A 25,062-nucleotide genomic window follows, 5' to 3' on the forward strand; every position below is an offset into this window, starting at 1 on the left:
ATCCCGGAGTCCGCCATGCTGCGTCTGCTGATCCCCGTCCTCCTCCTCCTCGTCGGCACCGGTGGGGGGGTCGTCGGGGCCATGGTCCTGCGCCCGGCCCCGGCGCCGGAGGAGGCGGCCGGGCTCCCGGCGGGCACGGCGCCCGAGGGTTTGCCGCCCTGCGGCCCGGGCGAGGCGCCGGCCGACCAAGCGGGGGACGGGACGACGGGGGCCGCCGCCCCCGCGGAGGAGACGGCCCCCCGGGAGGGCCGGGAATATTTCCGCATCGACAACCAGTTCGTCGTCCCCGTCGTGGGAGAGGCCGGAATGTCCGCCCTGGTCGTCGCCTCGCTCAGCCTCGAGATCACGACGGGCAGCCAGCCGGCGGTCTTCGCGCTGGAACCCCGCCTGCGCGACGCCCTTCTCCAGGTGATGTTCGACCATGCCAATCTGGGCGGTTTCGACGGGATCTACACCGCGCCCTCGAACATGCGGGCGCTGCGCACCGCCCTGCGCGAGGCGGCCCGGCGGGTCGTCGGGCAGGATGTCCACGACGTGCTGATCACCGACCTGGTGCGGCAGGACAGCGCCGGCTAGTCCCGCCGCGAGCGGGCGCGTCGCGCCTCTGCCCCGGCCTCGTCGAGCAGCGCCCGGACCGCGTGCTCCCGGCCGACGGCCCGGGCGAGCGCGGGCCGCCCCTCCTCGATCCCCGCCCTGACACGTGCGAGATCGCGAGTCAGAAGCGCCTTGCGCGCATCGATCCAGCGCTGCCAGTCCAGCGCCGCGCCGCTCCTCACGAAGATGTCGTCGGCGCGCAGGTCGACCAGCTGGGCCCGCCGGTCGGCTTCGATCGCGGCAAGGCGGGCGCGGATCCGCTCCGCCTCGGCGGCCAGCCGGCCCATCCTGGCCCGCTCGGCCTGCAGCTGCGCTCCGGCCAACCGCAGCAGGCCGCGCAAGTCCGAAACCCGCGCCTTCATCGCCGCCCGCCTCCGGCCCGCAACCGGTCGGCGAAGCGGATGGCGGCGGCGACGGCCTTGTAATGTTCGGTCGCGATCTCGTCGCCGAGGTCGAGCGCGGCATGAAGCGCCCGGGCGGTCGGCGGGTCGGCATGGATCGGGATGGCGTGCTCGACCGCGATCTCGCGGATCCGCAGCGCGATCTCGTCTGTCCCCTTGGCAAGGCAGACCGGCGCACCTCCACCCGCGCGGTCCCAGCCCAGCGCCACGGCATAATGGACGGGATTCACGATGACGACATCGGCCTTGGGTACCTCGGCGAGCATCTGGTTGAGGGCCAGGCTCACCCCTTTCTGCCGCCGCTGCTGCTTGAGCTGGGGGTCGCCCTCGCTCTCCTTCATCTCGTCGCGTAATTCCTTGCGGCTCATCATGTGGCGCCGGCGATGCTCGCCGCGCTGCCAGACGACGTCGATCAAGGCGAGCGCGGCCGCCACGATCACGACGATCCACATCAGGTCGATGGCGATCTGCCCCAGCTGGGCGGTCACGATCACCGGGTCCATTGCCAGGGTCGCGACGAGGGTCGGCATCCGCATCCAGACGAAGAGGCCGAGGATCAGGCCGTAGATCGTCAGCTTCACCGCGCTCTTGGCGAACTCGAACAGCCCGTTGCGACCGAATTTCTGCTTGATGCCCTGCAGGGGCGACAGCCTGTCCGCCTTCGGTGCAATCCGCGAGGGCGCGAAGACGAGCGCCTGCTGCGCGACATAGGCCAGCAGCGCGAAGATCCCCGGAAGCAGCAGCCAGGGGGCCATCGCGGCTCCGATCCCGGTCAGCAACCCGCCCGCCAGGGGTCGACCGCTGGCCGGGTGGGGGCCGGTCCCGAAGATCGCCCCGGCCAGCGCGTCGGCGCGGTCGAGCGGCAGCATCAGCGTCGTGCCCAGCGCCAGCAGGCTTGCCGGGCCGAAGGCGAGAGCGGCGACGAGAAAGCCCAGGTAGCCCGCCGCCGTCGCCGCGTCGGCCGAGCGTGGCACCTCGCCCTTGCGGCGCGCCTCGTCGAGCCGGCGCTGCGTCGGCTCGTAAGACTTCTCGGCGCCGTCCTCCTCGCTCATGACCCCAGACCCCCGGGATCGGCGAGGAAGCCGTTCAGCGCGGCCACCCAGACCGACAGCATGTGCGGGCCGGCCACCATGAGCAGGATCAGCGCGCCGGCCGTGATCGCGGGCGCGCCGACGAAGGCGACCATGAGCTGCGGCATGGCCCGGTTGATGATGCCGAGCGTCAGGTTGTAGACGACCGAGGCGATGACGAAGGGCGCGGCGAGCGTGAAGGCCAGCGCGAAGATGCGGGCGACGACGGCAAGTCCGGCCTCGGCCACCAGGGCGGGGGCCGGCAGGGATCCCGGCGGGACGAGGCGATAGGTCTCGACCAGGAAGGCGACGAGCCGCAGGTGCAGGTCGAGGATCGCCGCGAGCGCCAGCCCCCCCACCATCAGCACGTTGCCGAGCGCGGGCTGCGGCTCGACCGAGGGGCCGCCGCCGAAGATCTGGCTGATCGAGGTCGCCTGCGCAGCGATCGTGCCGGCGACCTGAAGCCCCATCACGAAAAGCCGCAGCATCAGGCCAAAAAGCAGGCCGGTCAGAACCTCGGCGCCGCCCGCCGCCAGCGCGCCGGGGAAGCCGGGCAGCGGCGGAAGCTCTTCCGCCAGGACCGGCAGCAGCAGCATCGTGAACGCGGCCGCCGCGCCCAGCCGGACCCGGACCGGCACCGATCTCTCGCCGATCGCGGGCATCAGGAAGGCCGCCGCCCCGATCCGCAGGAACAGGAGGAAGGCGGGCCAGAGCAGGGCGGCGAGGTCGGCGGCAGCCAGCTCGGTCATGCCGGAACGAGGCCGACCAGCGCGGGCCGCGCCTCGACCCCGATCTCCTCGAAGGAGAGGACGGGCGCCGGTATGCCCTTCGCACTCATCACCGTGCGGAGAAACCGGCGTCGCCGCATCGAGGTGACGAGCGCGGGCGCGATGCCCTGCGCGGCCGCCTTCTCCAGCCGGTCGGCGATCCCACCGGCGAGACGGTTGAACGCGTCGGGCGGCAGCGCCACGTCGCCGCCCTTCTCCGCCGGGCCGAGCTGATGGGCGGTGAAGGTCTCCTCCCATTCGGGGGCGAGCTGGAGCAGCGGGATCGTCCCGTCCGGCCGCTTGAGATCGGCGACGAGTTGGAAGCCGAGGCGCTGCCGCACATGCTCGGTCACGCCGTCGGCGGTCGGGTACATCTGCCGTCCCTCGGCGATCGCCTCGAGGATCAGCGGCAGGTTGCGGATCGAGACCAGCTCGTCCAGCAGGAGCCGCAGCACCGCCAGCAGCATGTCGAGCGGCACCTTGTCGGGAATCATCTCGTCGATCATCCGCCGGTTCGCCTCGGCCCGGCGCGTGTCGGAGAGCTGCGTCATCTCGTCGAGGATCTTGCGCAGGCTCTTGAAGCTGAGCAGGCGGGACAGGTTGCGGCGGATGATCTCGAGCAGGTGGGTGGCCAGCACCTCGGCCGGCTGGACGATCGTAAGGCCGGACAGCGAGGCGGTCTCCTGCTCGGCCGGGGCGATCCAGCGGGCGGGGGCCCCGTAGACCGGCTCGGAGACGTCCTCCCCCTCCGGCGGGTCGCCGCGATCGGGGGCGGCGAGCAGGGCCAGCACCCGGTCGGGCCGCAGCGTGTCGCGCGCCTGTTCGACGCCGAGGATCTTGACCCGGTACTGCCCGGGGCCCAGCCCGGGATCGTCGGTCAGGCGGATCTCGGGCAGGATGATGCCGTAGGTCCGCGCGACATGGGCGCGCATGTTCTCGATCCGCGCGTCGAGCCCGGTTCCGGGGTCGAGCACCATCTCGACGAGGTCGGGCGAGAATTCCAGGTGGATGTCGTCGACGTCGAGCATGTCGCCCATCGAGGCGCGCTGCGCGGCCTCGGGCGCGGTGTCGCTGCGGCGCGCGCGCGCCTCTGCCGCCCGGCTCGCCTCGCGGGTCCGCCAGCTGCGCCAGGCGATCGCGGCGAGGCCGGCGGCCCCCAGCATGAACGGCACGAAGGGCAGACCGGGCAGCAGGGCGAAGAGGGCGAGCAGCCCCCCCACCGTGGCCAGCGCCGCGGGATGCCGGCCGAGCTGCGCGACGAGGGCGAGGTCGGTCGCGCCGGTCGCGCCGCCCCGGGCCAGCAGCAGGGCCGAGGCGATGGAGATCACGACCGCCGGGATTTGGCTGACGAGACCGTCGCCCACGGTGAGGATGGCGTAGGTCTCGAACGCGCGGCCCAGCGGCATGTCGTGCAGCATCGAGCCGACGATCAGGCCGACCACGAGATTCAGTGCCGTGATCAGCAGCCCCGCCACCGCGTCGCCCTTGACGAATTTCGACGCGCCGTCGAGCGAGCCGAAGAAGGTCGTCTCGGCCTGCTCGGTCTCGCGCCGGCGCTTGGCCTCGGCGTGGTCGATCGCGCCGGCGGCCATGTCGGCATCGATCGCCAGCTGCTTGCCCGGCATCGCGTCGAGGGCGAATCGGGCGCCGACCTCGGCCATCCGGGTCGCGCCCTTGTTGATGACGATGAAGTTCACGATCAGCAGAACGCCGAACACGACGAGTCCGAGCACGATGGACCCGCCCATGACGAACATCGCGAATCCCTCGATCACGTCGCCGGCCGCGGCGGTGCCGGTATGGCCGTTCGCGATGATGAGCTTCGTCGACGAGACGTTGAGGGACAGCCGGAGCATCAGCGAAGCCAGCAGCACCGTCGGGAAGGCCGAGAAGTCGAGGGGCCGTTCGATGAACAGGGTGACGGTGAACATGAGGATCGCGAGCGCGAAGGACGCGGCGAGCCCGATATCGAGGATCACCGGAGGCATCGGCAGGATCATCATCGCGATCACGGCCATCAGCGCGAGCGCGAGCAGCACCGTCGGCTGGAAGATCGCCCGGAGCGAAAGGTCAGGCATCGCCGCCTGTCCTGCCGCGGGCAGGCCCCGGGATTGGCAATGGCCCGCAGCGGGGCGGGGCAGGAGGGCATTTCATACCGATCGTCCGGATTTTCCGTTCCGCGCCCATCCTAGGCCTCGAACCTTCACGCATCGTTACCCGCCGGGCGGCGGCGCGGGATCCTCCGGCCCGGGCGTCGTCCCCTCGCCCCCCTCGGGGGAGGGGAACCGCTCGAGCAGGGCCCCGATCATGGCCCGCGTTTCGTCCGCCTGCCGCAGCAGGTCGCGTCGCGCGGCCAGCGGCGGCGAATCCGGGTCGGGGACGGTCGGGGTCAGCACCGCCTCCGCCGCCGTGGCGAGCAGCGGATCGCCGGATCGCCGCAACCCCGTCCAGTCACCCGCGACCCAGGCTGGCAGGTCCGCGTCCTGCATGTCGGCCTGGGCGGGGTCGACGATCCGGCCGGTCCGGTCCTGCGCGGGGCCCTCGGCAGCGGTTGCTTGCAGGTCGGCGGAGGGTTCGGCAGCGCCGGTCGGCGGCGGTTTGGTCGCGTCCCTTCCCGGTGGGGAAGGTTCGACCGCCCCGGCCCGAACCGCGCCTCCACCGGGCGGGGCAGGAGCATCGGCCGCCGTCCCGTCGGCGGCGCCTATCTGGCGGGCGCGATCCTCGAAGCCCAGAAGGACGAGCCGCTCCGAGATCGCGGCACGGGCCGGATCGTCCGCCGCGCCGGGGAGGTCGCGGAAGGCGATGTCTAGGAAAGTGGCGTCGTCGCCCCGTTCGGTGAGGGCGAGAAGGATCTCGTGGGTCAGGTCCTCCCGGCCCGGGAGGTCCGGGTCCATCGCGGACAGGCGGTGCAACGCGCCCGCGTGATCGCCCCCGGCGGACCTTGCCCGGATCGCCGACACGTCCAGCGCCGCCCCCTCCGGGGTGCCGCGATACTCCTGGGCCAGCGCCTCGGCGAGGGAGATCGTGTCCTCGGTCACCGGGATGCCGCCGCGCAGGCTGAGCTCGATCAACTGGACCAGCGCGGCGGGGGTGAGCGCCCCGGGCTCGGTCGTGGCGTCCTGCAGGGTGCGGACCGCCCCGGCCGGTCCCTCGGTGCGCATCTGCAGCTCGGCGCGCGCGGTCGACTCGGCGGCCGGATCCCGCAGATCCTCTTCGGCGACGCGCGAGAGGACGGCATCCGCCTCGGTAGTGGCGCCGGCCGCGAGGAGAAGATGGGCGAGCCGGGGACCGAGCATCGCCTGCGGCGCGGACGGCAGGTCCGACCAGGCCGCGACCGCCGCGGCCCGATCCGGCGGCAGGAGGTCGGAGACGTCGCCGCGGATCAGCGCCGACCAGAGCTGCGCCGGACCGGGGCAGCCGCCTGCCGCGGCGGGAAAGACGGCGCCGCGGGGGCGGTCGTCCATCACCTCGGCCATGGCGCGCAGCAGGTCCGCATGGCGCGGCGGATGCGGGGCGAGGTCGAGCGCGGCGACCGCTTCCCGGCCGAAACCCCATGCCAGGTAGTAGCGGGCGAGGTCGAGCATCCCTTGGGCGGACGGATCCCCCTCCTCGGTGACGGAGGCGGCGCGAACCGGGCCCAGCCCGTCGAAGAAAGCGGTATCCGGGTCGGTCCAAGCGGTCATGTCGAGCGCCTCGGCCGGGGGGCAGAAGGCGGCCGCCGCGGCGGCGAGTCCGGGCGACAGCGCCTCGGTCGCGGTGTGGGCCGCGAGGCCCGGGCGGTCCGGAAGCAGCGGCTCGGCCGGCGCGGGCGGGGGCGGCGGGTCCGGCGCGGCCTCGCCCGGGGGCGCGTCCGCGAAGGTGAGGTAGCCGGCATCGACGGCCTGCCCGATGCTCTCCCTCAGGCGGAGCTCGGTCTCGCCCGGATCGGCGGGGGCCGCGCGGTCGGTGGGGGGCGGTGCGACCGCGGCGGGGACGCCGCGCGGCGGGTCGACGATTCGGGGATCGAGGCCGGGCGGCAACGCGGCGGCCGGAAGGAGCGGCAGGATCGGGTTCCGCCGGGGCGCAGGTGCGGCAGCCGGCGCGGGTGCGGCGGGGTCGGGCGCGGCCTCCGGGGCCGGGGCGAGCGGGGTCTCGAACCCGCTTTCGGCGGGGGGCGGGCCATCGACCACGTCGAGCACGAGCCTGTCGTCGCGCCAGAGGAAGGCATCGGCATGGCAGTCGCAGGCGAGGGCGAGGTCGATGCCGCCCGGTACCGGATCGATCCGGGCGATCCGGTCCCGGCCGATCCGGTCGAAGACCCCGCCCAGCGCGAAATCCGGCTCCGCGACGCCCGGCCCCGAGATTCGCAACCCGTACCCCCCCTCGACCGGGCCCAGCCGCCACGCGGCCCCCTGCGGGATCGACAGGACCAGCCGCGCGAAGGTGGGGTGATCGCCCGACCGGACGGGGATCGTCTGCGCCGACAGCTGCGTCGCGAGCGCCGCGACGGCCGCGACGAGGAGGGCGGGAGCGGTCGCTCTCATGCCGCTTCCTTCGTCGATTTCAGGGCCTCCTCCAGCTCGGAGAAGCTGGGGCGATAATGGTTCGGCGTGTTCTGGCGGCCGACCTCGATGCAGATGGCGGGGGCGTGGCGATGCAGGTTGGCAACCAGCACCTCGCGGATCAGCCGGTGGAAATGGGCGTCCTCGTCGATCACCGTCTTGAGCTTCGCCGCGAAGGGCCCGACGAGCCCGTAGGCGAGGAAGACGCCGAGGAACGTGCCGACCAGGGCACCGCCGATCATCTTGCCCAACACCTCGGGCGGCTGGTCGATCGAGCCCATCGTCTTGATGACGCCGAGCACGGCGGCGACGATCCCCAGCGCGGGCAGGCCGTCGGCGACGGATTGCAGCGCGTGGGTCGAATGTGTCGCGTGATGGTAGGTCGCCTCGATCCGCTTCTCCAGCACCTCCTCGACCTGGTGGGGGTCGTCGTAGTTCATCGAGGCGGATCGCATCGTGTCGCAGATCAGCGAGACGGATTCCCTGTCGGCCAGGATGCGGGGATATTGCGTGAAGATCGAACTCTCTTCCGGCGCCTCGATATGCGGCTCCACCGCGACGGGGTTGGTGCGGGCGATCCGCAGCAGGGCGAAGAGCAGGCAGAGCAGGTCGCGGTAATCGTCCGGCTTCCACCTCGGACCCTTGAAGACCTTTCCGATGTCCTTGAGCGTATGCTTGATCGACGCGCCGTCGTTGGAGATGACGAAGGCGCCGACCGCGGCCCCCCCGATCATGATCATCTCGAACGGAAGGGACTTCAGGATGATTCCCAGCTTGCCCCCGGCCAGCATGTAGCCGCCGAAGACCATGACGAAGATCACGCCGATCCCGATGAAGCCGACCATGGCCGCAAGTCCCCGCTTCCGCGACGGGCCGCCCCGCGGGCCCCTCCCGCCCGCTTATGTCGGACAGTCCTTAACGAAGCGTCACGTCCGCCCCGTTCCGCCGGTCACTCCGTCGGCACCAGCGCGTTGCGCCCCGCGATCACGACGCTGATCGAGTAGGCGGTGGTTGGCGTCAGGTTGGACATGATGGCCGCCGCCGCCGCCGGGTCCATCCGGGCGAGGAACCCGGCCGAAAAGGCGGGCTCCATCTCCTCGAAGAGGGCGGCGACCTCGGCGGAGGGCATGTTCTCGTAGACCAGGGTCAGCCGGCCGATATCCGAATCGGCGGCGGTCGCGGCGGTGTCGAGCGTGGCGGCGAGGCTGGCCTCGGCCTCGGTCAGGGCGGCGAGCTTCTCGTCGATCTCGGCCTCGGCGAGCCGCAGCGCCTGCATCCGCTCGGCCAGGCGCGCCTCGTCCGTCGCGACGCGGCGCTCGCGTTCCTGCAGGGCGGCGAGGAAGGCGGCGTTGTCGGAGGTGCCCTCGCAGACCTGCGGCGCAGCTTCCGGCGCGGTTTCCGGCTCGGCGAGGCCGGCCGCGAGCACCGGGCCCGCATCGCCGAGGCGCAGCGCCGCCGAGCCGAGCAGCAGCGTGGCGATCGTCGCCAGCACGAAGCTGCGGCGCGGGCGCCGGGCGCGGGAACGACCGGGGGGGCTGGCCGGGGCGCGGGTCACGCGGCCCCCCGCCGGTCCTGCCGGGTGAAGTAGGGCCCGCCGGCGCGCGGCGCCTCTTCCTCGTCCCCCGGAAGGTCGTGCATCGAGGCGATGAGCAGTTCCAGCCTCTGGGCGGCCTTCTCGGCCCGCTCGGTCGTGCCGGTCAGCGTGCCGGAGGTCTGGGCCGCCGCCTTGCGCGCGAGCGCGAGGGACTTCGCCAGGTCGTCCACCTGGGCCGACAGGACGGCGACGGCGCCGCCGACGCCCTTCTCGAGATCGGTGAACCGCCGCAGCCGCCGCGACAGGACGAGGCAGTAGAACCCGGCGCCGACGGCGCCCGCGACGAGAAGGATGTCGGCCAGGATGTCCATGGAATGTGCCTTTCGCGTCGGTCAGTTCAGGACGAATTCGATGATCAGGATATCGCGCACGCGGTCCTCGCCCGCGACGATCTGCACCCGCCGGAGGAGTTGCCCGCGCGTCCGGGGGAGGAAGGTCGGATCCTCGAGCGCGGCCGGATCGAGGGTCCGCAGGTAGGTGTTGAGCACGTCGACCACGCGCGGCACCACCGCCTCGACATCGGCGACCGCGTCGGGATGCACCTCGAGCGTGGCGCGGAAGCTGAGGAAGTCGCGCGCCGATCCGGGCGGCAGGTTCACCACCATCGGCTCCAGCGCGACGAAGGCGACCTCCTCCATCGGAGTGAGGGGCGCCGCCTCCTCCTCCGTGGAAGGTCCGGCCTCGCCCCCGTGCGAATCGCCGCCCAGGAGGCCGAGCATCACCGCGGCCGCCCCGCCGCCGCCGCCGAGAAGGGCGAGCAGCAGGCCGATCAGCAGCGGGCCCTTCAGCCCCTTCTTCTTCCTTGGCGCGGCCTCCGCCTCATCCGTCGTCGCGTCGGTCATCTGGTCCTCGTGCTCACCACCGGGATCGCCGCTGGATACGCCCGCAGGGACTAACGGGTTGTTAAGGCTGATCGCGCAGAACGGGCGGTGAACGGGCAGCTGGCCCGCCACGTGCAGAAGGACGGTTGCGTGAGCTCGATCGCCTCATCCTGGCAGGGTCTGGACCTGCGGCGGCGCGTCGTCGTCATCGGCGCTACCCTCGCGGTCTTTGCCGCCGTGCTGCTGCTGGGCCGGTCGGCCGCGCAGCCCGAGATGGCGCTGCTCTATTCGGGGCTGGAGCCGCGCGCCTCGGGCGACGTGGTGGCGGCGCTCGAACAGGCGGGGGTCGCGCACGAGGTGCGCGGGACCGGGATCTACGTCCCCGTGACGGAGCGCGATTCGCTGCGGATGGTACTGGCGGGCCAGGGCCTGCCGGCGAATTCGTCCCAGGGCTACGAGCTGCTCGACGAGCTGAGCGGTTTCGGCACGACCAGCCAGATGTTCGACGCCGCCTACTGGCGGGCCAAGGAGGGCGAGCTGGCGCGCACCATCGTCGCCAGCCCGCTCTACCGCGCGGCGCGGGTGCACGTCTCCACCCCGTCCTCCCGCCCCTTCGCGCGCGAGGCGCGGACCACCGCCTCGGTCACGCTCACGCCGTCGGGCGGTGCGGTGACGGGGGCGCAGGCGCGCGCGATCCGCTACCTCGTCGCCTCCGCCGTGTCGGGCCTCGACCCCGAGGACGTGGCCGTGATCGACGGCGAGGACGGCCGTCTCGCCGAAGGCGGCGGGACGGGGGAGGGCACGCGCCCCGCCGACCGGGCCGAGGCGCTGCGCCTGCAGGCCGAGCGCCTGCTCGAGGCGCGGGTCGGGCAGGGCAACGCCCTCGTCGAGGTCAGCCTCGAGACGGTGACGGAGAGCGAGCAGATCGTCGAGCGGCGGGTCGATCCCGACAGCCGCGTCGCGATCTCGACCGATGTCGAGGAACGGACGAACACCGAGCAGGGCGGCGCGGGGGGCGATGTCACCGTCGCCTCGAACCTGCCCGACGGCCAGGCCGGAACGCCCGGCGCGACCGAGTCGAGCCAGAGCTCCGAGACGCGCGAGACGACGAACTACGAGGTCTCCGAGACGAGCCGGGAACTGGTCCGGACGCCCGGCGCGGTGAAGCGGCTGACCGTCGCCGTGCTGGTGAACGATGTCGAGACGGTCGCCGCCGACGGCACCGTCGAGCGGACGCCCCGGCCCGACGAGGAGCTGGCGGCGCTGGGCGAACTCGTCGCCTCCGCCGTCGGGCTGGACGAATCGCGGGGCGACGTCCTGACGATCCGCTCGCTCCCGCTCGAGCCGGTGCCGGAGATGGGGACCGAGGTGACGGAGGGCGGCGCGCCGCTCGACATGATGTCGCTGATCCAGCTCGGCGTTCTCGCCCTCGTGGCGCTGATCCTCGGCCTCTTCGTGGTCCGCCCGATCCTGGCCCGGGGCGGCGGCGCGACGGCCCTGCCCGCCCCGGACGGGCCCGGCGGGACGGAGGAGGCGTCCCCCCTCGACATGAGCGGCGCCGGCGGCGGCTTCGCCTTCCCGATGATGAGCGCCTTCGATGCGGCCGAGGATGCCGAGGCCACGATGGAGCCGCAGGACCCGGTGAGCCGCCTCCGCCGGCTGATCGAAGAGCGTCAGGACGATTCGCTCCGCCTGCTGCAGAGCTGGATCGAGAGCCCGGAGGGCGACACGCGGCACCCCGTCCGCCAGGGCGAGGGGGAGGGCTGAGCCGGTGACCCGCCACGCCTTCCTCGAGGATTTCGATCCGCCCCCCGTCCCCGCCGGCCCCGTGGAGGAGCCTCCGTCCGGCCCGTCCGAGGACTGGCTGGACGGGCACGCCGCCGGCCGGGCGGAGGCGCTGGCCGAGGCGGAGGCCACCCATGCGGCGCTGACCGCCGACCTCGTGGCCGCCCTCGCCGACCTCGATTTCGCGGGGGCGGAGGCGCGGCGCGTCGTGCTGGACGGGTTGCAGCCGCTGTTCCGGGAACTGGTCGGGCGGTTCCTGCCCGACGCCGCGCGCGCCACCTTCGCCCCCCGGATCGCCGCCGAGCTGGCGGAGGCGGCGGCGCAGGACACCGCGCGGCCGCTGCGTCTGCACGTCGCCCCCGGCGCCGCCGCGGAGGTGGAGGCGGCGCGCACCGCCCTGCCCGCCGCCGCGCTCGTCATCGTCCCCGATCCCGATCTCGGCCCGCTGGAGGCGGTGATCGTCGCCGGCGGGGCGGAGACCGGGCTCGATCTCGGCGGGCTGACCGACCAGCTGGTCGAGATCCTGTCCAATCTCGTTCCGCCCCCGGCCGCAGAGGAGGGCCGCGCCCATGGATGACATCCCGCACGGGGAGGGCCGCGAGGCCGAGAGCCCCATCCACTCGGTGCCCATCGAGATCACGATCTCGGTCGGCCGGGCCCGGCCGACGATCCGCGACTTGCTCTCGCTCGGCGAGAACGCCGTCCTGCCGCTCGACCGGCGGGTCGAGGATCCGGTGGAGCTCTATGTCGGGGACCGGCTGATCGCGCGCGGCGAATTGCAGGAGATGCCGGGCGGAGAGCCGGGGCAGCTGGCCGTCAAGCTGACGGAGGTCGCCCCCGCGCCCGGGCGGGACCGGCCCTGAAAATGTCCCGCGCGAAGATCCGCCTCGGGCTTCCCCCGGTCCCGCCGCCCGGGCCGTGCCCCCGTGCGCCGGTCGGCGGACGGCCTGTCCAGCGGGACGATCCCCGCCCTGTCGCGCCTGCCGCCGGATCATCCGGCGCAGTCACGGGCGGGAGGGTCCGGGACCGTTTCGCCGCCCCGCCCGGGGCCGCCCCGGGAGGGGCGACCCCGCGCGGCCCGGTCGCACCGGCCGGATCCCTGGCGGTGCGGGCCCCGCCGCCGGGCGGCCCGATCCCGCCGGCGACGGGGCCGGCGCTGGCCGTTCTGGTCGGCCTGGCCGCCCTCTTCCTCCCGGGGGCGCTCGCCGCACAGTCCCTCTCGGTCGATCTCGGCGGCGAGGGATCCCTCGCGGAGCGGTCGATCCAGCTGCTGCTCCTGCTCACCGTGCTGAGCCTCGTGCCGGGGCTCGCCATCATGGTGACCTGCTTTCCGTTCATCGTCACCGTGCTGGCGATCCTGCGGCAGGCGCTGGGCCTGCAGCAATCGCCGCCCAACATGCTGATCGTCAGCCTCGCCCTGTTCCTGACCTGGTTCGTGATGGAGCCGGTGTTCCGGACGGCCTGGACCGACGGGATCGAGCCGCTGGTGAACGAGACGATCGCGGTGGAGGAGGCGATCCCGCGCGTGATCGCGCCGTTCCGCGGCTTCATGGCCGCCCGCGTCGCGCCCGAGACCTTCGAGACGCTCGCCGACCTGCGCCCCGGGACCGAGGGAATGGTCGCAGGCGAGGATGCGCCGCTCTCGGTCCTCGTGCCGTCCTTCATGCTGAGCGAGATCACCCGCGCCTTCCAGATCGGATTCCTCGTCTTCCTGCCGTTCCTGATCATCGACCTCGTCGTCGCAGCGGTGCTGATGTCGATGGGGATGATGATGGTGCCGCCGGCCATCGTGTCGTTGCCGTTCAAGCTGGCCTTCTTCGTCGTCGCCGACGGCTGGTCGCTGATCGCCGGCAGCCTCGTGCGCGGTTATCTCTGAGGCGGCGGGCGGTGCGCGACCTCCTCGCGGACCTGGCCCCAGGCCATCATCGTGAAGACGGCCGTGCCGCCGACCACGTTGCCCGCCAGCACCGGCAGGAAGAACGAGAAGATCGCGCGCGGCAGGCCGAGCTCGCCCGTCAGAAGCAGGAAGGCCATCTCCACCGATCCCGCGACGACGTGGGTGAAGTCGCCCGCCGCGATCGCCCAGGTGAAGACGAGGATCAGCCAGAAGCCGTCGGTGCGTTCGCCCGCGGCCATCATCCAGACCAGCGCCGCGACGAGCAGCCCGGCCGGGATGGCGCGGAAGAACGCCTCCCAGGCGCCCGGCTCGACCGCGTGGCGCGACAAGGCGGCGACCGCCTGCGTCACCTCGGGCGGAAAGGCGGGCGTCCAGGCGATGAAGGCCCCCGCGATCACGCAGCCGACCACGTTCGCGCCCAGCACGATCCCCCAGAGCTGCAGCATCCGGCCGAGCGCGTGCAGGCTGCGCCGCTTGAGCACCGGCATGACGGTGGTGATCGTGTTCTCGGTGAAGAGCTGCAGCCGCCCCATGATCACCATAAGAAAGCCGAGCGAGTAGCCGAGGTTCTCGACGAGGTAGGACGCGCCGCTGCCCGGGGGCAGGTTGGCCCGCAGGATCGCCTCGCCGATTACCGAGAAGCTGATGCAGATCCCGGCGGCGAGACCCGAATAGAGCAGCGAGGTACGCGGGCGCACCAGCTCGCCCTCGCCCTCGCGCAGGATCACCTCGTAGACCAGCCGGGGCGACAGGTGGACAGCGCCCTCGACGGCCTCGTCCTCCGCCTCGGACCGGACGGCGGCGACATCGGTCGCGGCCTCGTCCCCGATCCGGGCCTCGTCTCGCAGGTCGTCGGTCATCGGGCGGTTCCCTCCGGGCTCTCCTTCCGGCGCGGCTGCACCAGATGGCGCGGGGAACCGCCCCTGCCAGTCCGCCCCGGGGGCGTCAGGCCCGGACCAGCGCCTCGTAGGCCTGGGACATGTCGCGGGTCAGGGCGCCGACCTCGAAATTGTAGTCGCCGATCTGCCCGACCGGCGTCACCTCGGCGGCCGAGCCGGTCAGCCAGCATTGCTGGAAGCCCTCGAGCTCCTCCGGCATGATGTGCCGCTCGTTCACCTTGACCTGCCGGTCCTGCAAGAGGCCGATCACCGTCTGCCTGGTCAGTCCGTTGAGGAAGCAGTCGGGCTTGGGCGTGTGCACCTCGCCGTCCTTGACGAAGAAGATGTTGGCCCCCGTCGCCTCGGCGACGTAGCCGCGGTAGTCGAACATCATCGCGTCCGAGCAGCCCTTCGCCTCGGCCGCGTGCTTGGACATGGTGCAGATCATGTAGAGACCCGCTGCCTTGGCCGTGTAGGGCGCGGTCTCGGGGGCCGGGCGCTTCCATTTCGCGATGTCGAGCCTGGCGCCCTTCATCTTGGCGTCGCCGTAATAGCTGCCCCATTCCCAGGCCGCGATGGCGAGCCGGACGGGATTGCGCTGCGAGGCGACCCCCATGTCGGGGCCGGCGCCGCGCCAGGCCACCGCGCGGATATAGGCGTCGGACAGGCCGTTCGCGGCGAGGACCTGCTGCTTGGCGGCCTCGATCTCGTCCACGGTGAAGGGGATCTCGAAATCCATCGATTTCGCCGAGGCATGCAGCCGCTCGGAATGTTTCCGGCTGAGGAAGATGTTGCCGCCATAGGCGCGCTCGCCCTCGAAGACGGAGGAGGCGTAATGGAGGGCATGGGTCAGGATGTGGACGTTGGCGTCGCGCCAGTCCACCATCCTGCCATCCATCCAGATCGTGCCGTCGCGGTCGTCGTAAGTGCCAGCCATGCCGCTTCTCCCGAGGCTTAAGTTGCGCGCAGATCGTGCGGATCGACACAAAATTGCGCATCATGCGAATTTCGCTAACAGCCGCCCCTTTTAATGTCAACAAGGCTGACGTATTTTGCCGGCAGGCAGACAGGAGATCCGCAATGGGCGACAGGCCGGGACACGACAGGCGCGCGGGATCGAGCGAGCCGCCGAACCACCTGCTCTACCTGACCGACGACCAGCTGCGCACCGGGATCGAGGCGATGTTCTTCGCCTATCGCGGATTCACCGCCGCGCCCGACGCGATCCTGCAGGACAAGGATTACGGCCGCGCCCATCACCGCGCGCTGCACTTCATCCACCGCTCGCCCGGGACCTCGATCAACAACCTGCTCGGCATCCTCGGGGTCAGCAAACAGTCGCTGAACCGGGTGCTGCGGACCCTGATCGCCGACGGCATGGTCGTGAGCCGGGTCGGCACGGAAGACAAGCGCGAGCGGCATCTGTATCTGTCGGAGGAGGGAGAGGCGCTGGAGCGCGAGCTGTCCGACGCGCAGAGGGACCGGATGCGCAGCGCCTACCGCGCCGCGGGTCCGGCCGCCGTCGCGGGGTTCCGCCGCGTGCTGGAGGCGATGATGGACGAGGACATGCTGCGCCATTACGAGGCGCTGGGCCCCCGGGGGCGCCCCTGATGTCGCCGGTCGAGACGCCGCACCTGCTGATCGTCGACGACGACCAGCGCATCCGCGAGCTGCTGAGCCGGTTCCTGTTGCGCAACGGTTTCCTCGTCACCTCGGCCCGCGACGGGGCGCATGCGCGGCGGATCCTCGGCGGACTCGACTTCGACCTTGCGGTGCTGGACGTGATGATGCCGGGCGAGGACGGGATCTCGCTCTGCCGGGCGCTGCGGGACGAGCGCGAGATGCCGATCCTGCTGCTGACCGCGCGGGGCGAGACGTCGGACCGGATCGCGGGGCTCGAGGCGGGGGCGGACGACTACCTCGCCAAGCCCTTCGAGCCGAAGGAGCTGCTGCTGCGGATCAACGCGATCCTGCGCCGGGCCCCCGCCCCGGTCGAGGATCCCGCGCCGCGACCGGCCTCGCTCTCGCTCGGCGCGATCCGCTACGACGTCGACCGCGGCGAGATGTGGGAGGGCGAGGCACCGGTGCGTCTGACCGCGACCGAGGTGCAGCTGATGCGCATCTTCGCCGCCCGGCCTGGCGAGGCGGTCAGCCGGTCCTTCCTGGTGGAGGAGCTGGGGCGGGGCGACGGGCAGGCGCAGGAGCGCGCGGTCGACGTGCAGATCACGCGCCTGCGCCGCAAGATCGAGGCCGATCCCCGCCAGCCCCGCTACCTGCAGACGGTCCGGGGCGAGGGCTACCTGCTGGCCCCGGACTGATCGGCGCCTAGAGGTCCGAGAGGCGGAGCGGCCTCTCGTCCGGGTTCCGGCGGAGGAGGCTGGCATTCAGCGCCGCCGCCACGCTCACCCAGGCGAGAGAGGGCAGGAAGAGCAGCGCCGCGACCCGGTCGACCGGCCAGGCGGCGAGGACGAAACCCAGCACTGCCATCCAGAGCGCCCCGATGACCCAGAGCCCCGCCCGCATCCGCCGCGCGCCGAAGAAGACCGGCGTCCAGAGCGTGTTGAGCGCGATCTGCAGCGCCCAGAAGGCGAGCGCGACCCCGCCGCCGCCCGCATGGACGATCCGCCCGCCCGCGAGGGCCATCAGCAGGTAGAGCGTCGTCCAGACGACGGGAAAGGCCCGGTTCGGCGGCATCCAGGACGGCTTGTCCAGCCGCGCGAGCCAGGCGCCGGTGGGGAACATCGCCCCCGTCGCCCCCGCGGCGGCGGCCGCCGCGAGGAACAGCGCGAAGGCGATCCAGTCCATCTCAGTAGCCGAGGAAGAGGCCCGCGTTGTTCCGCAGGACGATCTCGATGATGTAGATGCCGATCAGCGCGACCAGCGGCGACAGGTCGAGACCGCCCATGCTGGGCAGGACGCGCCGGATCGGGCCGTAGATCGGCTCGAGCAGGCGGTTCAGGCCCGACCAGATCTGGTAGACGAAGGGCTGGCGGACGTTCAGCACCTGGAAGCTGATGAGCCAGCTCATGATGAAATGCGCGAAGATGAAGAATTTCGCGATGGAGAGCAGCAGCATCAGGATCTGGAAGATCGAGGTCATTCGCCGATTGGCCTTTCGCGTTTCCCGTGTCGCGGGGAGAGGTAGGCATCCCCGCCGCCCCGCGCAATCCTGTCATGCACGCAAGGGGTTTACCGGAGCGTTACGCTTGACCCGGCGGGGCGCCGCCGCCACGCAAGGCCGATCGAGACCCGGAGGCCCCATGTATCCCCTGATCCGCTTCGCCTGGCAGAACTGGGCCACCCGGAACCTGCCGCCGCTCGGTCCCTTCGACACGCATGTCAGCCACCACCGCTGCTGGCCCATCGACATCGACCTGTGGAGCGAGCTGAACAACGGCCGGACGCTGACCCTCTACGACCTGGGCCGGATCCCGATGGCGCGGCGGACGGGGGTCGTGGATCTGCTGCGGCAGAAGGGCTGGGGCTTTACCGTCGCGGCGAGCTTCACACGCTACCGGCGGCGGGTCAGGATCTTCGAGAAGCTGACGATGAAGAGCCGGATGATCGGCTGGGACAGGCGGTTCTTCTACATGGAGCAGTCGATGTGGCGGGCGGACGGGGAATGCACCTCGCATGTCCTCATCCGCACCGCCCTGGTCGGGCGCGGCCGGGCCGGGCTGATCCCGCCGACCGCGCTGGGCGAGGGACTGGGCGTCGGGCCGGACTCGCCGCCGCTGCCGGACTGGGTGACGGCCCTCGTCGGCGCCGAGGACACGCGCCCCTGGCCGCCGATGGCGGGGGCCTGACGCGGTCTTGCCATTGCCCGGGCCGTCGGGCCCTATCCCCGCGAACGGGCAGGAGGGCCGGGGAATGGCACGCGCATCGCGCCGGCGCATCTGGGGCTGGATGATCTTCGACTGGGCGCAGCAGCCCTACGCGACGCTCGGCCTGACCTTCATCTTCGGGCCCTATTTTGCGGCCGTCGCGGCGCAGAGCTTCCTCGATGGCGGCGCCGCGCCGGACGCGGCCCGGGCCGGGGCGCAGGGCCTGTGGTCTGCGGCGCAGACGATCTCGGGTCTGGTCATCGCCTTCTCGGCGCCGATCCTCGGCGCCTGGGCGGACAGTTCGGGCCGCAAGATGCCGTGGTTCTACGCCTTCACCGCGATCCTGGTCCCCTGCGCGGCGGCCCTGTGGCTGCTGCAGCCGGACGGGACGAACCTCTATCTCGTGCTGATCCTGTTCTGGCTGGGCTTTACCGCGTCGGAGGCGGCGTTCAACCTCGCCAACGCGATCCTGCCCTCGCTGGGCGACGCGGACGACGTGGGCCGGATCTCGGGCGGGGCCACGGCCTTCGGCTACTGGGGCGGGGTGCTGTCGCTGGCGATCATGCTGCTCGTCTTCGCCGAGAACGAAAGCGGCGTGACGCTCATCGGCAACCCGCCGCCCTTCGGCCTCGACGGGGCCGAGCGCGAGGGGACGCGCTTCGTCGGGCCGTTCATCGCCGGGTGGTTCCTGGTCTTCATGCTGCCCTTCTTCTGGGCCAATGCCGACGATCCCGGCGCGCTGCGGCGGGACAGGCCGTCCTTCCGCGCGGTGCTGGCCGATCTCTGGGCGACGATCCGCGGGGTCGCGCGGCGGCGCTCGCTCGCCGCCTTCCTCGTGGGGTCGATGTTCTACCGCGACGCGCTCACCGCGCTCTATTCCTTCGGCGGGGTCTATGCCGCGCTCGTCCTGGACTGGAGCGTGATCCAGGTCGGGATCTTCGGCATCATCGCGGCCGTCGCGGCGGCGGTGCTGTCCTGGGTCGGGGGTCTTGCCGACGAGAGGCTGGGGCCGAAGCCGGTGATCCTCGCCTGCATCTGGGTGCTGATCCTCGTCTGCACCGTGATCGTGGGCATGAGCCGCGAGCACCTGTTCTGGCTGCCGCTGGCCGAGGGCTCGCCCGTGCCGGACATCACCTTCTACCTGTGCGGCGCGCTGATCGGCGGCTCGGGCGGCGCGCTCTATTCCGCCTCGCGGTCCCTGATGGTGCGGCATACCGACCCGTCCCGCCCGGCCGAGGCGTTCGGTCTCTTCGCGCTGACGGGGCGGGCGACGGCCTTCCTCGCCCCGGCGCTGATCACGCTCTTCACCTGGATCACGATGTCGAACCAGCTGGGGTTCCTGCCGGTCATCGCGCTTTTCCTCGTCGGGCTGATCCTGCTAGGCTTCGTCGACAAGGACGGAGATCGAGCAGAATGGTCCGCAGACTAGAAACCCTCGCCCTGATGGTCGGCCTCGCCGCCTGCGGCCGGGGCGGAACGAATGCGGCCGAGGAGGACCGGCTCGGCTTTGCCGGCGCGACCCTCGCCGCGATGGAGAACCTCGCCGACAGCCGGGTCGCCAAGCGCCTGTTCGGGGCGATGGACAGCGCCTCGCAGCAGACGTCGGAGGCGATCGGCTTCTACTCGCGCGGCTGCGCCGCCGGGAACATCCAGCTGGCCGAGACCGGGCCGACCTGGCAGGCGATGCGACTGAGCCGCAACCGGAACTGGGGCCAGCCGATCCTGGTCGATTTCCTGCAGGACCTGTCCGCCTTCGCCGCGACCCAGCCGGGCTGGGCGGGTCTCTATATCGGCGATCTCAGCCAGCCGCGGGGCGGTCCGATGCTGACGGGGCATGCCAGCCACCAGATCGGGCTCGACGCCGACATCTGGATGCTGCCGCCCGACCGGCTGAACCTGACCCCGGCCGAGCGCGAGAGCCTGTCCTCGATCCGCACCGACGCCAATCGCGGCGCCGCGGTGAACGGGGCCTGGTCGCCCGCCCATGCCGCCATCCTCGAACGCGCCGCGCGCGATCCGCGGGTCGAGCGCATCTTCGTCTTCCCGGCCGCCAAGGTCTGGATGTGCGAGCGCGCGACCGGCGACACGTCTTGGCTGGGCAAGATCCGCCTGCTCGCCAATCACAACTACCATTTCCACGTCCGGCTGAGCTGCCCGGCCGGCGATCCGTCCTGCGAGGCGCAGGATCCGGTGCCCGCCGGCGATGGCTGCGCCGAGGCGCGGCAGGCCGTGGCCAACATCCTGAACCCGCCGCCGCCGGATCCGAACTACGTTCCGCCGCCGCCGCGGGGGGACGTGCTGATGTCCGACCTGCCGGGGCAGTGCCTCGCCGTCCTGACCGCCGACTGATCCCTTGCCCCGCCTTCGCCTGTTGCTGGCGCTCGCCCTCTGGGCGGGAATCGCCGCTGCCGAACTGCGGCGCGAGGATGCGTTCGTCTGGAGCGATCCCGACCCCGATTTCGGGGGCTTCTCGGCGATCCACGTCTTTCCGGGGGGCGAGCGGTTCCTCGCCCTGTCCGATCGCGCCCGCCTCGTCGAGGGGCGTTTCCGGCGCGACGCGGCGGGCTGGATCACAGGGGTCGAGCGGGGGCCGCTGACCCCGTTGCAGGACGAGAACGGCGATCCGCTCGACGCGCCGCGCTCGGACAGCGAGGGAATCGCGGTCGGCCCGAGCGGCGAGGTCTACATCTCGTTCGAGGGGATCGCCCGCATCCGGGTCGAGGATGACGGCAGCGGTCTGCCCCGCCGCCTGCCCCGGCATCCCGATTTCGCCGGGATGCAGCCGAATTCCTCGCTCGAGGCGCTGGCGATCGGACCGGACGGCGCGCTCTACACGATCCCCGAACGGTCGGGCCGGGCCGATCGCCCCTTCCCGGTCTACCGGTATCGAGGCGGCACCTGGGACATACCCTTCTCGATCCCGCGCCGGGGGCCCTACCTCGTCGTCGGCGCCGATATCGGACCGGACGGGCGGCTCTACGTGCTCGAACGGGACTTCACCGGCCTCGGCTTCCGCAGCCGGCTGCGCCGGTTCGACCTGTCCGGCGGGGCGGAAGAGGTGCTGATGGAGAGCGCCGAGTTCGACAATCTGGAAGGCATCTCGGTCTGGGAGAGGGACGGCGCCCTCGTCGCGACGATGATCGCCGACGATAACCAGCGCTGGTTCCAGCGGACCGAGATCGTGGAACTGCCGCTGCCCCCCGCGTCGGATTGACGGCTCGCGGCGGCGGGCGTAGACGGCCGCGTCGCTCCAACGGACGGGGCGGCCAGGTCGCCGCACCCCTGCCAAAACGGAGCCCTTCCATGCGTCTACTCCCCGCGATCCTCGCAATGGCCGCCATCGTCGTGGCCAGCAACATCCTCGTGCAGATCCTCCTTCTCGACGGGCTGCTGACCTGGGGGGCGTTCACCTATCCCTTCGCCTTCCTCGTCACCGACCTGACGAACCGCGTGCACGGCCCGGCCGCCGCGCGCCGGGTGGTCGTCGCGGGCTTTGCCGTCGGCGTGCTTTGCTCGCTGGTCGGCACGCAGGTCATGCTGGAATTCGGGCCGGCCGTGACGCTGCGGGTGGCGATCGCCTCCGGCCTCGCCTTCCTTGCGGCGCAGATGGTCGACGTGGCGGTGTTCCACCGGCTGCGGGCGGGGGGCTGGTGGCGGGCGCCGCTCGCCTCGACCCTGGTGGGCGCGACGCTCGACACGGCGGTCTTCTTCTCGGTCGCCTTCGCGGCCGCGCTGTCCGGCCTCTTTCCCGCCGGCGCCAACGCGGCGGTGGAATGGGCGCAGGGCCCGGCGCCGCTGCTGACATTCGGGCCCGGGGCGCCGCTCTGGGTGTCGCTGGCCCTCGCCGACTGGGGGGTCAAGATCGCCCTCGCCCTGATCGCGCTGATCCCCTTCCGCCTCATCACCGGGCGGATCCTGCATCGCCCCACGATCGCGTGACGAGATATTGGGGATTTTCATTTGACATACACAAATGACGTGCAAGGTTGGGATCAGGCGAAATCAACGAAAGGAGGTGATCCAGTGTCTAGAAAGGTATTGGAGAGGAGTGTCGGGACAGCTTGGGGGGCGCGCAGCTGAGGCAGCCCTCGGCTGACGGAGAACCCAGGTGGAGGGCCCCCGCCCGTAGCGGCGGAGCCGGCCTCTAACCGATCCACCTCCTGAACTTTCGAAGGGCCGTTCCCATCGCCGGGGACGGCCCTTTTCGATGAACGAACCCGCGAGGCCCGCATGCCGCTGACGATCGGAGAGGTGGAGATCCAGGACTGGGAGCTGACGGAGCAGTTCGTCCGCGCCTCGGGTCCCGGCGGGCAGAACGTCAACAAGGTCTCCTCCGCGGTCGAGCTGCGCTTCGAGGCCGAGCGGTCCCCCTCCCTCCCCGATCCGGTCAAGCGGCGGCTGCGGCGCATCGCGGGCCGACGCTGGACCAAGGACGGGGCGCTGGTGATCCAGGTCTCCGAGGAACGCAGCCAGGCCCGCAACCGGGCCGTCGCGCGCGAGCGTCTGGCCGAGCTGGTCGCCCGCGCCCTGGTCGCGCCGAAGAAGCGCATCCCGACGCGCGTGTCGCAGAACCAGAAGCGCAAGCGGGTGGAGGAGAAGCGCAAGCGCGGCGAGGTGAAGGCCCTGCGCAAGGACCCGTGAGGCGGGGAACCGACCGGGCGGGGCGGCGCGTTCCGCCGTCAGACCCCGACCCATGGAGAGTGCCGTGCCCGAGAACCGCGACGACACCGTCAAGCCCGAGACCCGCACCACCCCGCCCGCCAAGAATCCCCTCGGCAAGGCGATGATCCCCATCGGCTTCGCCGCCATCATCCTCGTCCTGCTGCTGATCGGCTGGGGCGTGCAGGAGAACCCCGAAATCGCGCCGGAGGAGGAGGTGACCTCCGAGTAACCCCCGGAACGCGCCCCCCGGGGGGCGCGTTGGTCCCCCGAACGCAATGCGAGGAGGACCAGTCATGGACCACAGCAAGCATATCCCGATGAGCGATGTCGAGGTCGTGGCCGCCAATATCGACGGCGCGAACGTCTACGGCCCCGATGACGAGAAGATCGGCACCGTCTCGCACACCCACGGCACCCCGCCCGGCGGCAAGGTCGTGGTCGACGTGGGCGGCTTCCTGGGGATCGGCGCCAAGCCGGTGGCCCTGCCGATGACCTCGCTCAACTTCATGCGCGACCCCGACGGCGCGGCCCACGCGACGACGGCGCTGACGAAGGACGAGCTGAAGGCGATGCCGGAACACCGGGACTGAGGGTTCCGGTTGCTGTATGGAGAGGAGGACCCGGCGCGGGAGCGCCGGGCCCCATTTTCGTGAAAAAGTCCGCACACATCAATCATCTCTACTCCTCGAGTATTAGTTGATCAAATTCGCGCGCAAACCTTTTAATCGACGAATAATAGGATCCGACAACCGAAAAGCCGGTCCCATTCGGCCTTCCGTGTGCGACCTTGTCTCGGATGGCCTTCAGGCTATCGATGGCGGCTCTATCGCTATCTTTAACTCTATCTTCAAGTTGGTCCCACCACCCGCCATCAAACTTGTCCAACGTAAGCTTTATCTTTTCGCAGCTTAATGAATTCTGGTGTTCAACCGATTTAGTTATGTATCTTGAAATTTTCGGATCTCCTTTCTTCCTCCCATACTCCGAAAGAACTTTGGATACGGTTTCTTCGACCAGGCCGGCTGCCAAAAGTGCGAGCTGATTTGCAAATACCGACTGAACAGCGAAATCTACATCTGGGATCAGTTTCGCCATTGTTGTTTGTGTATTGTCAGTCCGCTTTATCCAAGCATCTAGCTCAGGCAGCATCGTTGAAGTATCTCAACGATATTGCAAGCCTGGCTTCCACCACAGTTTCGTCGCTCGTAGCGCCGGTAATTGTCTCCTGATAAGCGGGATCGGCAAGTAGTTTTTGGTAGACCTCCCGGACTGCATCTGGTTCTTCTAGCTGCGACTTAAAAACCCCCAACATCACCGAGTCAAATGCGGAGACGTTAAACGAACGCGCCGGTCTAAACGCTTTCTCGCCTATTGCATTGTGTATGATTCTTATGGTCTGGGTAAACGCTGATGCGAATTCTTGTTGCAGCCTTTGATCTAGGTGCCTATGTTTTTCCATGAAGGAATTTAGAAACCCCTTCATAGGCTTTTCATAGTTGTCTCCGTTGTACGCAAGCGCTAGAAATCTTAGGATTAACTCGTGATCTTTAGCGCGTTTGTGTACGGCCCCAAATATCGCTCGCCAACTCGGGTCAAGATTCAGCTCTCCGAGTAAGTCCTGAAATGGCCCATGGTAAACAGCAGCGCGTATCTCCTGAGGTTGGAGAGGAGTGCCGTTTGAATTTAGTCTGTCGAAGATATGGAACACTGCAGAGTTTCCATCGTCGGGTGCCAATTGTTGAATTATCATGGCATGGACAACTGCATCCTCGAAGCGGCGCTGATCTTCCGGTTCGAGTTCTTTAAAAGTGCGCCCTTCAAAGCGCTCTTTAACATCCCTCAGTCTAAACACCCGGTCGTTGTGCGGTAGTCGTCCATTACTAAATGAAGCAAGCGTCGTAAGACGCTGGAGGCCATCAACGATTAGATGTTTCTGCGTTGACTCTTCTCTGTAAAGGAAAACACTCGGTATCGGAAGGCCCAGCAGTATCGATTCGATGAACTTGGACGCCTGAGGCCATGTCCATACGAAGTTTCGCTGGAATTTTGGCCGAAAGATATCACCGCGGTCGAAACGTTTTACTAGTCCATCGACTGTAAAGTCCGCCCCGTAGGTGTTGATCTGATAAATCGTTTCTTCATCAGAAAGTTGTTCCGACTCAACTTCACCCTCTAAAATCGGTGAAGTCGCATTTTCGCTTTCGTCCTCGGTTTGTGACATTTGCGTC

Annotated in this window: 30 protein-coding genes; 15 read left to right on the forward strand and 15 right to left on the reverse strand. The window is 70.2% G+C overall.

Translation table 11 applies throughout. The features are described from left to right. Nucleotides 1–15: 15 nt before the first annotated feature. On the forward strand, nucleotides 16–576 hold the full coding sequence (locus tag BUE30_RS13250; protein ID WP_073331568.1) for a flagellar basal body-associated FliL family protein: 561 nt from the start codon (nucleotides 16–18) through the stop codon (nucleotides 574–576). Here the strand turns inward: BUE30_RS13250 and BUE30_RS13255 are convergent. The 9 genes from BUE30_RS13255 to BUE30_RS13295 all read right to left on the reverse strand — a co-directional run bounded on the left by BUE30_RS13255 (nucleotide 573) and on the right by BUE30_RS13295 (nucleotide 9,809). Further along, nucleotides 573–956 carry a hypothetical protein gene (locus BUE30_RS13255; RefSeq protein ID WP_073331570.1) on the reverse strand — a complete coding sequence of 128 codons (384 nt, stop codon included), beginning with the start codon at nucleotides 954–956 and terminating at the stop codon, nucleotides 573–575. The two genes, BUE30_RS13250 and BUE30_RS13255, sit on opposite strands and share 4 nt — an antisense overlap. Next, the gene (locus BUE30_RS13260; RefSeq protein WP_073331572.1) at nucleotides 953–2,047 is read right to left on the reverse strand and encodes an EscU/YscU/HrcU family type III secretion system export apparatus switch protein; all 1,095 of its coding nucleotides are present in this window, start codon (nucleotides 2,045–2,047) and stop codon (nucleotides 953–955) included. The genes BUE30_RS13255 and BUE30_RS13260 overlap by 4 nt, the downstream gene beginning before the upstream one ends. Further along, nucleotides 2,044–2,814 carry a flagellar biosynthetic protein FliR gene (locus BUE30_RS13265; protein WP_073331575.1) on the reverse strand — a complete coding sequence of 257 codons (771 nt, stop codon included), beginning with the start codon at nucleotides 2,812–2,814 and terminating at the stop codon, nucleotides 2,044–2,046. Before BUE30_RS13265 ends, BUE30_RS13260 begins: the two co-directional genes overlap by 4 nt. Then, entirely contained in the window at nucleotides 2,811–4,910 is a 2,100-nt protein-coding gene (flhA, locus tag BUE30_RS13270) for a flagellar biosynthesis protein FlhA (RefSeq protein WP_073331579.1), read from the reverse strand. The genes BUE30_RS13265 and flhA overlap by 4 nt, the downstream gene beginning before the upstream one ends. A gap of 135 nt (nucleotides 4,911–5,045) precedes the next feature. Then, nucleotides 5,046–7,355, reverse strand: a complete 2,310-nt coding sequence (locus tag BUE30_RS17835; RefSeq protein WP_073331581.1) for a hypothetical protein — start codon at nucleotides 7,353–7,355, stop codon at nucleotides 5,046–5,048. Beyond that, nucleotides 7,352–8,218 (reverse strand): flagellar motor stator protein MotA, encoded by an 867-nt coding sequence (gene motA / locus BUE30_RS13280; protein ID WP_073331584.1) that lies wholly within the window; start codon nucleotides 8,216–8,218, stop codon nucleotides 7,352–7,354. Before motA ends, BUE30_RS17835 begins: the two co-directional genes overlap by 4 nt. A 104-nt stretch (nucleotides 8,219–8,322) precedes the next feature. Continuing rightward, nucleotides 8,323–8,928 carry a MotE family protein gene (locus tag BUE30_RS13285; RefSeq protein ID WP_073331587.1) on the reverse strand — a complete coding sequence of 202 codons (606 nt, stop codon included), beginning with the start codon at nucleotides 8,926–8,928 and terminating at the stop codon, nucleotides 8,323–8,325. Continuing rightward, nucleotides 8,925–9,278 (reverse strand): hypothetical protein, encoded by a 354-nt coding sequence (locus BUE30_RS13290; protein ID WP_073331590.1) that lies wholly within the window; start codon nucleotides 9,276–9,278, stop codon nucleotides 8,925–8,927. Before BUE30_RS13290 ends, BUE30_RS13285 begins: the two co-directional genes overlap by 4 nt. A gap of 21 nt (nucleotides 9,279–9,299) precedes the next feature. Next, entirely contained in the window at nucleotides 9,300–9,809 is a 510-nt protein-coding gene (locus BUE30_RS13295) for a flagellar basal body-associated FliL family protein (protein WP_073331593.1), read from the reverse strand. A 129-nt stretch (nucleotides 9,810–9,938) separates the two neighbouring features. Between BUE30_RS13295 and fliF the strand changes: the two genes are divergently transcribed. The 4 genes from fliF to fliP all read left to right on the forward strand — a co-directional run bounded on the left by fliF (nucleotide 9,939) and on the right by fliP (nucleotide 13,449). Next, a complete protein-coding gene (fliF, locus tag BUE30_RS13300; RefSeq protein ID WP_139300559.1) occupies nucleotides 9,939–11,555 on the forward strand; it encodes a flagellar basal-body MS-ring/collar protein FliF in 1,617 nt (538 codons plus the stop codon). Between the two features lie 4 nt (nucleotides 11,556–11,559). Next, nucleotides 11,560–12,150, forward strand: a complete 591-nt coding sequence (locus tag BUE30_RS13305; protein WP_073331599.1) for a hypothetical protein — start codon at nucleotides 11,560–11,562, stop codon at nucleotides 12,148–12,150. Beyond that, nucleotides 12,143–12,436: a FliM/FliN family flagellar motor switch protein gene (locus BUE30_RS13310; protein WP_073331602.1), complete on the forward strand. Its 294-nt coding sequence runs from the start codon at nucleotides 12,143–12,145 to the stop codon at nucleotides 12,434–12,436. Before BUE30_RS13305 ends, BUE30_RS13310 begins: the two co-directional genes overlap by 8 nt. A 242-nt stretch (nucleotides 12,437–12,678) precedes the next feature. Continuing rightward, nucleotides 12,679–13,449, forward strand: coding sequence for a flagellar type III secretion system pore protein FliP (fliP, locus tag BUE30_RS13315; protein WP_425303932.1), 771 nt, complete (start codon nucleotides 12,679–12,681; stop codon nucleotides 13,447–13,449). Here fliP and BUE30_RS13320 read toward each other — a convergent pair. Further along, nucleotides 13,440–14,330 (reverse strand): formate/nitrite transporter family protein, encoded by an 891-nt coding sequence (locus tag BUE30_RS13320; RefSeq protein WP_083601386.1) that lies wholly within the window; start codon nucleotides 14,328–14,330, stop codon nucleotides 13,440–13,442. The two genes, fliP and BUE30_RS13320, sit on opposite strands and share 10 nt — an antisense overlap. 85 nt (nucleotides 14,331–14,415) lie before the next feature. Continuing rightward, nucleotides 14,416–15,285 (reverse strand): branched-chain amino acid aminotransferase, encoded by an 870-nt coding sequence (locus BUE30_RS13325; protein WP_073331605.1) that lies wholly within the window; start codon nucleotides 15,283–15,285, stop codon nucleotides 14,416–14,418. A 143-nt stretch (nucleotides 15,286–15,428) separates the two neighbouring features. Here BUE30_RS13325 and BUE30_RS13330 point away from each other — a divergent pair, with 143 nt between their 5' ends. Then, the gene (locus BUE30_RS13330) at nucleotides 15,429–15,959 is read left to right on the forward strand and encodes a MarR family winged helix-turn-helix transcriptional regulator (RefSeq protein ID WP_073331607.1); all 531 of its coding nucleotides are present in this window, start codon (nucleotides 15,429–15,431) and stop codon (nucleotides 15,957–15,959) included. Next, entirely contained in the window at nucleotides 15,959–16,666 is a 708-nt protein-coding gene (locus BUE30_RS13335; RefSeq protein ID WP_073331610.1) for a response regulator, read from the forward strand. The genes BUE30_RS13330 and BUE30_RS13335 overlap by 1 nt, the downstream gene beginning before the upstream one ends. 7 nt (nucleotides 16,667–16,673) lie before the next feature. Here BUE30_RS13335 and tspO read toward each other — a convergent pair whose 3' ends face one another. Together tspO and BUE30_RS13345 are read right to left on the reverse strand one after the other, a co-directional pair. Beyond that, nucleotides 16,674–17,153: a tryptophan-rich sensory protein TspO gene (tspO, locus tag BUE30_RS13340; RefSeq protein ID WP_073331613.1), complete on the reverse strand. Its 480-nt coding sequence runs from the start codon at nucleotides 17,151–17,153 to the stop codon at nucleotides 16,674–16,676. Nucleotide 17,154: 1 nt separating this feature from the next. Continuing rightward, nucleotides 17,155–17,448: a YggT family protein gene (locus tag BUE30_RS13345; RefSeq protein ID WP_073331616.1), complete on the reverse strand. Its 294-nt coding sequence runs from the start codon at nucleotides 17,446–17,448 to the stop codon at nucleotides 17,155–17,157. Between the two features lie 160 nt (nucleotides 17,449–17,608). On the opposite strand from BUE30_RS13345, the gene BUE30_RS13350 reads away from it, so the two are divergent. From BUE30_RS13350 to BUE30_RS13385, 8 genes are all read left to right on the forward strand, one after another. Then, nucleotides 17,609–18,154 carry an acyl-CoA thioesterase gene (locus BUE30_RS13350; RefSeq protein ID WP_073331619.1) on the forward strand — a complete coding sequence of 182 codons (546 nt, stop codon included), beginning with the start codon at nucleotides 17,609–17,611 and terminating at the stop codon, nucleotides 18,152–18,154. Between the two features lie 64 nt (nucleotides 18,155–18,218). Beyond that, complete coding sequence (locus tag BUE30_RS13355; RefSeq protein WP_073331622.1) at nucleotides 18,219–19,601, forward strand: MFS transporter; 1,383 nt, start codon at nucleotides 18,219–18,221, stop codon at nucleotides 19,599–19,601. Then, nucleotides 19,586–20,521 (forward strand): penicillin-insensitive murein endopeptidase, encoded by a 936-nt coding sequence (gene mepA / locus BUE30_RS13360; protein ID WP_073331625.1) that lies wholly within the window; start codon nucleotides 19,586–19,588, stop codon nucleotides 20,519–20,521. The genes BUE30_RS13355 and mepA overlap by 16 nt, the downstream gene beginning before the upstream one ends. 4 nt (nucleotides 20,522–20,525) lie before the next feature. Further along, nucleotides 20,526–21,386 (forward strand): esterase-like activity of phytase family protein, encoded by an 861-nt coding sequence (locus BUE30_RS13365; RefSeq protein WP_073331628.1) that lies wholly within the window; start codon nucleotides 20,526–20,528, stop codon nucleotides 21,384–21,386. 89 nt (nucleotides 21,387–21,475) lie between these two features. Then, complete coding sequence (locus BUE30_RS13370; protein ID WP_073331630.1) at nucleotides 21,476–22,111, forward strand: queuosine precursor transporter; 636 nt, start codon at nucleotides 21,476–21,478, stop codon at nucleotides 22,109–22,111. A 291-nt stretch (nucleotides 22,112–22,402) separates the two neighbouring features. Continuing rightward, on the forward strand, nucleotides 22,403–22,813 hold the full coding sequence (gene arfB, locus BUE30_RS13375) for an alternative ribosome rescue aminoacyl-tRNA hydrolase ArfB (RefSeq protein WP_073331633.1): 411 nt from the start codon (nucleotides 22,403–22,405) through the stop codon (nucleotides 22,811–22,813). A 52-nt stretch (nucleotides 22,814–22,865) separates the two neighbouring features. Then, on the forward strand, nucleotides 22,866–23,063 hold the full coding sequence (locus BUE30_RS13380; protein WP_073331637.1) for a hypothetical protein: 198 nt from the start codon (nucleotides 22,866–22,868) through the stop codon (nucleotides 23,061–23,063). A gap of 64 nt (nucleotides 23,064–23,127) precedes the next feature. After that, on the forward strand, nucleotides 23,128–23,424 hold the full coding sequence (locus tag BUE30_RS13385) for a PRC-barrel domain-containing protein (RefSeq protein ID WP_073331640.1): 297 nt from the start codon (nucleotides 23,128–23,130) through the stop codon (nucleotides 23,422–23,424). Between the two features lie 88 nt (nucleotides 23,425–23,512). Here the strand turns inward: BUE30_RS13385 and BUE30_RS17575 are convergent, their stop codons facing one another. Together BUE30_RS17575 and BUE30_RS13390 are read right to left on the reverse strand one after the other, a co-directional pair. Beyond that, nucleotides 23,513–23,929 carry a HEPN domain-containing protein gene (locus tag BUE30_RS17575; protein ID WP_139300561.1) on the reverse strand — a complete coding sequence of 139 codons (417 nt, stop codon included), beginning with the start codon at nucleotides 23,927–23,929 and terminating at the stop codon, nucleotides 23,513–23,515. 43 nt (nucleotides 23,930–23,972) lie between these two features. Further along, on the reverse strand, nucleotides 23,973–25,055 hold the full coding sequence (locus tag BUE30_RS13390) for a DUF262 domain-containing protein (protein WP_073331643.1): 1,083 nt from the start codon (nucleotides 25,053–25,055) through the stop codon (nucleotides 23,973–23,975). Nucleotides 25,056–25,062: the final 7 nt, after the last annotated feature.

The sequence above is a fragment of the Wenxinia saemankumensis genome, assembly GCF_900141735.1.
In the GTDB taxonomy this organism is placed as follows: Bacteria; Pseudomonadota; Alphaproteobacteria; order Rhodobacterales; family Rhodobacteraceae; genus Wenxinia; species Wenxinia saemankumensis.